Raw genomic sequence first — 6263 nt, 5'->3', positions numbered from 1 at the left:
GTTTCGACGCTTAGCGCGTCGAAACCCCCTCCTTTTGCGTTGGGGCGCCTCCGCGCTCGGGCCGCGTCGTGAGCGGTGGTGGCGGTCAGTAGGGTTGAGGTGTGGATTATCGTGCGGTAGAACGCGCGATCATGGAGCGTGGCGTCGAGTGGGATTTCGAGCCGACGCTCGACAGGATCGCGGCCCTTCTTGATGTGCTCGGCTCCCCGCAGCGGGCGTACCCCGTCATGCACATTGCCGGCACCAACGGCAAGACGAGCACGGCGCGGCTGGCAGAGGCGCTCCTCAGGGAGCGCAACCTGAGGGTGGGGCGGTTCACCAGCCCGCACCTGGTGTCGATGCGCGAGCGGATCACCGTTGACGGTGCGCCGCTGAGTGAGGAACGGTTCGCTGAGGTCTACGAGGAGATCATCCCGTATGTCGAGCTGACCGACACGCAGGGGCGGCGCATCCAGTTCTTCGAGTTGCTGACGGCGATGGCGTTCGCGGCGTTCGCTGACACGCCGGTCGATGTCGCGGTCGTCGAGGCCGGAATGGGCGGGTCCTGGGACGCCACCAACGTCGCGGACGGCACCGTGTCGGTGATCACGCCCATCTCGCTCGACCACACCGATCGGCTCGGGCCCGACATCCCCAGCATCGCCGCGGAGAAGGCGGGCATCATCAAGCCCGGCTCCACCGCCGTGTTCGCCCAGCAGGAACTGCCGGCAGCCGAGGTGCTCATGAGGCGCGCGGCCGACGTCGGCGCCGTCGTGGCGCGGGAGGGGCTCGAGTTCGGGGTGCTCAACCGCGAGGTGGCGCTCGGTGGGCAGCTGCTCACGATGCGCGGGCTCAAGGGCGTCTACGACGAGGTCTACCTACCGCTCTACGGTGCTCATCAGGCCGGCAACGCCGTCTGCGCGCTGGCCGCCGTCGAGGCGCTCACCGGCGGCGACGACCCGCTCGACGCCGACCTCGTGCGCCAGGCGTTCGCTGGGGCCGCTTCGCCGGGGCGGATGGAAGTCGTGCGGCGCACGCCGGCGGTCGTGGTCGACGCCGCCCACAACCCCGCCGGCATGCAGGCGACGTTGGAAGGGCTGCACGAGGCGTTCGACTTCGCGAAGGTCATCGGCGTGGTCGCGGTCATGCGCGACAAGGACGTCGACGCCTTGCTGGAGCTGCTTGAGCCGGTGGTCGACGAGATCATTGTCACGCGCAACTCCTCTCCTCGGTCGATGACGCCGCAGGAGCTGGGGTCTCTGGCGGTGCCGGTCTTCGGCGAGGAGCGCGTGCACGTGGTCGACCGCCTCGACGACGCCATCGACAGGGGCATCGGCATCGCCGACGCCGAGGGTGAGTTCAGCGGAACCGGCGTGTTCATCACCGGGTCCGTGGTCACCGCGGGGGATGCGCGGCTGCTGCTGAAGGCGGATGGTTCGTGATGAACTTCGAGGTCACTCCTGGGATGCGGCGGCTCGGCGCCAGCGTGCTCGGCATGGAGGCGATCGTCGCCGGGCTGATCACGCCCGTGGCGATCAGCGTCGGTGGGGTCGAGCCGTGGCTCGCGGTCACCGTCGGCATCGGCCTGGCCGTGTTGTGCGTGGTCGCCGCGGGCCTGCTCAAGAAGCCGTTCGGCTACGTCCTCGGCAGCGTCGTCCAGGTGCTGGCCATCTGCACGGGCTTCCTCGTGGCGGCGATGTTCTTCCTCGGGGCGATCTTCGCCGCACTGTGGATCACAGCGATTATCGTCGCTCGCCGTGTCGAAGGCGCTACTACCCGCTAAAGTCGGCCTACATGGCCGTCCCCCCGATCCATCGGTCGCCGCATGCGGCCGGCCCCAGGCTTCCATGGCTGCTCGACGCCGTGCTCGGGCTCCTCGTCGTGGCCGCGCTGCCGCTGGCGATCGTCGCGATTCCCAACACGCTCTCCGTCGTCGCCAAGCTGCTGCCCGGCGACATCGACCAGATCGGGCTCATGCGTACCCACGGGCTCGCCCTGCCCGCGTTGGTGCTCACCGTGCCGCTCGCCTCCGTGGCGTTGCGCCGGGTTAAGGCCGCGCACCTCTTGCTCGCCGGGTTGACGCTGGTGGCGTTGTCCGATGCCGCAGGCGGCTACGCCGGGTCCGAGCTGCTGGTCGGAGTGGTGCGCGTGGTGCGTGGCATCGGCGCGGGCCTGATCCTGCCCGCCACGCTCGCGGCGGTCTGGGATCGGGCGCGGGTGCTGCGCGCCCTGTGGGCGGGCATGTTCAGTCTGAGCCTGCTCGCGGCCCAGGCGCTGGCGCTCTGGCCACTCGACGCGGTGAGCAGCTGGAAGGTGACGTTGCAGCCCTACCCGTTGGTGACGGGTGTGGCGCTCGCTCTGGCCGCCGTCCACTTCGTGGCGTGGATGCTGCTCGGCCGCCCTTCCACGCAGACGGCCGACGACGAGGACCGCGGCAGGCTGCTGCTGGCCGTCGCGCCCGCAGCGGGCATCGCCATCATGGCGATCAGCACCGCGAACGAGGGCTGGCGGGCGATCCCGGTCATCGCGCTGGCCGGCCTTGGGGTCGTCGGGCTGCTGGTGCTGGCCTCATTCGGGCCGTCACGGAACCGTGCGCTGTCGTACTCGATGGTGGCGGTGGGTGTGGTGCTCCTACCGAGCGCGGCGCAGGTCACGCTCATGGAGATGGGCGGGCTCGGCGGGCCGGGGCTGCGCGGGTTGTGGGTTCCGTTCGGGGTGGCCGGGTTGCTCGCCGTCGCGGCGGCCGTGGCGGTGCGGCTGTTCGCCGGGATCGCCGCGCGGTGGCTGGTGCCTCTGGGGCTGCTGGCCATGGTCGCGGGTTTGTGCTCGGTCCGGCTGGTCGTGCCCGCCGCCGACGGGTTGGTGCTCGTGGTGCCGTTCACACTGCTCGCCGCAGGGGCGGCGGTGGCGCTGACGGCGGCGTTGCAGGATGTGGGCTTCGGGGCGGCGGTCTACGGGTTGTCGTTGTGCTGCGCCGGAGTGCTGGCGGGTTTCCTGCTGGGCACCGGGGTGCAGATGACGATGCTCGACGGGGTGCGCTCCGCCCAGGAACTGGTCGACCGCTTCGTCGGGGCGCTGCACTGGTGGGCGTTGATCGGCGGCTTCCTGCTGGTCGTGGTGATCGCGCTTGCCTCGGTGATGGCCCGGCGGACGGTGAAGGATGAGGCGCCGTCCCCGCGCGAGGGGGCGGACGCCGGTCCGGGGGAGCAGCCCTGCGCCGGCGGGCCCGCAGATGAGGGTGCTCGGGCTGGGACGCCTCCCGAGTCGGCCTTTGACACGGGCCGGCCGCGGTGGGGTGACGAGCGTCGGCCCGAGCCGCCGGCGGTGCCGCCACAGGCGCATTCGCCCGAGGACACCGCCTCCGCGTAGCGAAACGAGGGCGCGGCGCGGGACGGTAAGCTGAGGGCCCTGTCATGGCGACGCGTGGGCCCGTGCCCCGCGGAGCGTTCACCGGGCCAGGTCCGGTGCTTGTCGCCGCGTCCCACTCTGCTCGAAGGAGAACATCAAGTGTCCGAGCGCACTCTTGTCCTGATCAAGCCCGACGGGGTTAAGCGCGGCCTCATCGGTGACGTGATCGCCCGCGTGGAGCGCAAGGGCCTCAAGGTCGTGGCGATGGACCTGCGCACCCTCGACGCCGACACCGCGAAGGCTCACTACGCCGAGCACTCCGAGCGGCCGTTCTTCGGCGAGCTCGTCGAATTCATCACCTCGGGGCCGCTCGTCGCCATGGTGCTCGAGGGCCCGCGCGCGGTCGAGGCCTTCCGTGCGCTGGCCGGCGCCACCGACCCGGTCAAGTCGGCCCCCGGCACGATCCGTGGCGACCACGCCCTCGAGATCGGGGAAAACGTCGTCCACGGCTCCGACTCGCCCGAGTCGGCCGCCAGGGAGATCAAGATCTTCTTCCCCGACAGGTTCTAACCGGTTCCTCCTTTCCTGCCGTGCCCGCGCAGCTTTTCGCTGCGCGGGCACGTGGTCTTTTCGCCGGTTTCTTTACCGGGGCGCGAGCAGATTTTTGTCGGAGGGTTCCCATAACCTTGCCCGTGGTTGGGTGTTGGGACGTTCCCGCGGCTGGTCGGATGTTGTGGTGCAATCCGGGCAAAATTGCGGTTGAGGTAGGGGCTGGAGATTTTTGAGGGGCGCGGGGGCTCATTGCGCCCATCGGTGGGTACGTCACGTTACGATTCGAATTCGATCCGTAGTCATTCGCATTGGACGTTACGGAGGGCTCCGTTCCCCATGGGCAGCAAGCTCGCGTTTCTCGGCCGCGACATGGCGGTCGACCTGGGCACCGCAAACACGTTGGTTTACGTGCGCGGCCGGGGCATCGTGCTAAACGAGCCGTCAGTCGTAGCGATCAACACCGCCACCGGCAAGATCGTGGCGGTCGGCATCGAGGCCAAGCGGATGATTGGCCGCACGCCTGGCAACATCGTCGCCGTTCGTCCGCTCAAGGATGGTGTGATCGCCGATTTCGACGTCACTGAGCGGATGTTGCGATATTTCATCCAAAGGGTGCATCGACGCCGCCACCTCGCCAAGCCGCGCATCATCATCGCCGTGCCCAGCGGCATCACCAGCGTCGAACAACGCGCGGTGAAGGAGGCGGGATACCAGGCGGGTGCCAGGAAGGTCTACATCATCGAGGAGCCCATGGCGGCCGCCATCGGAGCTGGGCTGCCGGTGCACGAGCCCACCGGAAACATGGTGGTCGACGTCGGCGGCGGCACGACCGAGGTGGCGATCATCTCGATGGGCGGCGTGGTCACCAGCCAGTCGATCCGGATCGGCGGCGACGAGCTCGACCAGGCGGTGATCTCGTTCGCGAAGAAGGAATATTCGCTGATGCTCGGCGAGCGTACGGCCGAGGAGATCAAGATGGCGATCGGCTCGGCCTGCCCCAACGGCGAGGAGTCGCACGCGGAGATCCGCGGCCGCGATCTGGTCAGCGGGCTGCCCAAGACCATCATCGTGTCGAGTGAGGAGATCAGGAAGGCCACCGAGGAGCCGGTCAACGCGATCGTCGACGCGGTCAAGACCACGCTCGACAAGTGCCCGCCCGAGCTGTCCGGCGACATCATGGACCGCGGCATCGCGCTCACCGGCGGTGGCGCCCTGCTCAGAGGGCTGGACGAGCGGGTCAAGGTCGAGACGGGCATGCCCGTCCACCTCGTCGACAACGCGCTCGACTCGGTCGCCATCGGCTCGGGCAAGTGCGCGGAGGAGTTCGAGGCGCTCCAGCAGGTCCTGGTTCCGGAGTCGCGACACTGATGAGAGATTCGAACCGTGCCCGGCTGATCCTGGGAGCGTTGCTGGCGGCGGCGCTGGTCATCCTGACCATCGACCATCGCACGGGCGACAACTCGCCGCTGCACCCGCTGCGCGCGGCCGGAGCCTACGTGTTCGGCACGGTGGAGCAACTCGGCGGCGGGGTCGTACGTCCCATCAGCGGGTTCGTGCAGGCGGTGGTGGCCGCGCCCGGCGCTCAGGAGCGCATCGACGCCCTCAAAGCGGAGAACGCCAAGCTCCGGGCGGGGATGCTGACCGGCAAACTCGACTCCGACCGGGCCAAGGAGCTCAAGGGACTGCTCGGCCTGGCCGGTGCGGGCGGATACAAGGTGGTGCCGGCCAACGTCGTCGCCCGGCGGGGAGCGCCCGGGTTCGAGGACGCCGTGCAGATAGACGTGGGCACCGTCGACGGCGTGCGCACGGAGATGACCGTGCTCAACGGCGAGGGGCTGGTCGGGCGGGTCATCCGCGCGTCGGCGCACAGTTCGACCGTGGTGCTGCTCAGCGATCCCGCCTCGGCCGTGGGGGCGCGGCTGGAAGGGGCCAAAGAGATCGGCGTCGTGCACGGGGTGGGGGAGCACGGGCGGCTCGTGCAGTTCCGGCTCCTCGACTCGACCGCGCCGCTGACCAGGGGCGGGCGGATCGTGAGCTTTGGGTCGCAACACGGGAGGCCCTACGTGCCCGGGGTGCCCGTCGGGGTGATCGAGAGGGTGGAGTCGACGCCTGGAGAGCTGACGCGCATCGCCTACGCCAGGCCGTACGCGGACCTGACGGCTCTCGACGTGGTCGGTGTGGTGGTGGAGGCGCCCAAGCGTGACCCGCGTGACGCGGTGCTACCCCCCAAGGAGAAGGCGCGGTGATCGGGTCGCCGGGAGGGACGACGGTTCTGAGGCCGGAAGTGGATGCGGCGCCAGGTGCGGGCGCCTGCGCGGGCGAGGTGCTCGCTCCGCTGCCAGGTGAGGTGACGCCTTCCGATGATCCTCTGGTGGGGTCGGGTG

At 69.6% G+C, this 6263-nt stretch carries 6 protein-coding genes; all 6 read left to right on the top strand.

The window, feature by feature from the left end:
* The first annotated feature begins 131 nt into the window (after window positions 1-131).
* Window positions 132-1421, top strand: a complete 1290-nt coding sequence (locus E1294_RS50470; protein WP_132520020.1) for a bifunctional folylpolyglutamate synthase/dihydrofolate synthase — start codon at window positions 132-134, stop codon at window positions 1419-1421.
* The gene (locus tag E1294_RS50465; protein WP_132520017.1) at window positions 1421-1762 is read left to right on the top strand and encodes a DUF4233 domain-containing protein; all 342 of its coding nucleotides are present in this window, start codon (window positions 1421-1423) and stop codon (window positions 1760-1762) included. Before E1294_RS50470 ends, E1294_RS50465 begins: the two co-directional genes overlap by 1 nt.
* 11 nt (window positions 1763-1773) lie before the next feature.
* Window positions 1774-3348, top strand: a complete 1575-nt coding sequence (locus E1294_RS50460; protein ID WP_132520014.1) for a hypothetical protein — start codon at window positions 1774-1776, stop codon at window positions 3346-3348.
* 138 nt (window positions 3349-3486) lie between these two features.
* Window positions 3487-3897, top strand: a complete 411-nt coding sequence (gene ndk, locus E1294_RS50455) for a nucleoside-diphosphate kinase (protein WP_020546379.1) — start codon at window positions 3487-3489, stop codon at window positions 3895-3897.
* Window positions 3898-4215: 318 nt separating this feature from the next.
* Window positions 4216-5247, top strand: a complete 1032-nt coding sequence (locus E1294_RS50450) for a rod shape-determining protein (protein ID WP_132520011.1) — start codon at window positions 4216-4218, stop codon at window positions 5245-5247.
* The gene (gene mreC / locus E1294_RS50445) at window positions 5247-6125 is read left to right on the top strand and encodes a rod shape-determining protein MreC (protein ID WP_132520008.1); all 879 of its coding nucleotides are present in this window, start codon (window positions 5247-5249) and stop codon (window positions 6123-6125) included. The genes E1294_RS50450 and mreC overlap by 1 nt, the downstream gene beginning before the upstream one ends.
* Window positions 6126-6263 lie beyond the last annotated feature (138 nt).

Source organism: Nonomuraea diastatica, assembly GCF_004349015.1.
GTDB classification, from domain to species: domain Bacteria; phylum Actinomycetota; class Actinomycetes; order Streptosporangiales; family Streptosporangiaceae; genus Nonomuraea; species Nonomuraea diastatica.
The sequence above is the reverse complement of the archived record's forward strand: the minus strand, read 5'-3'. Positions and strand labels throughout refer to the sequence as shown.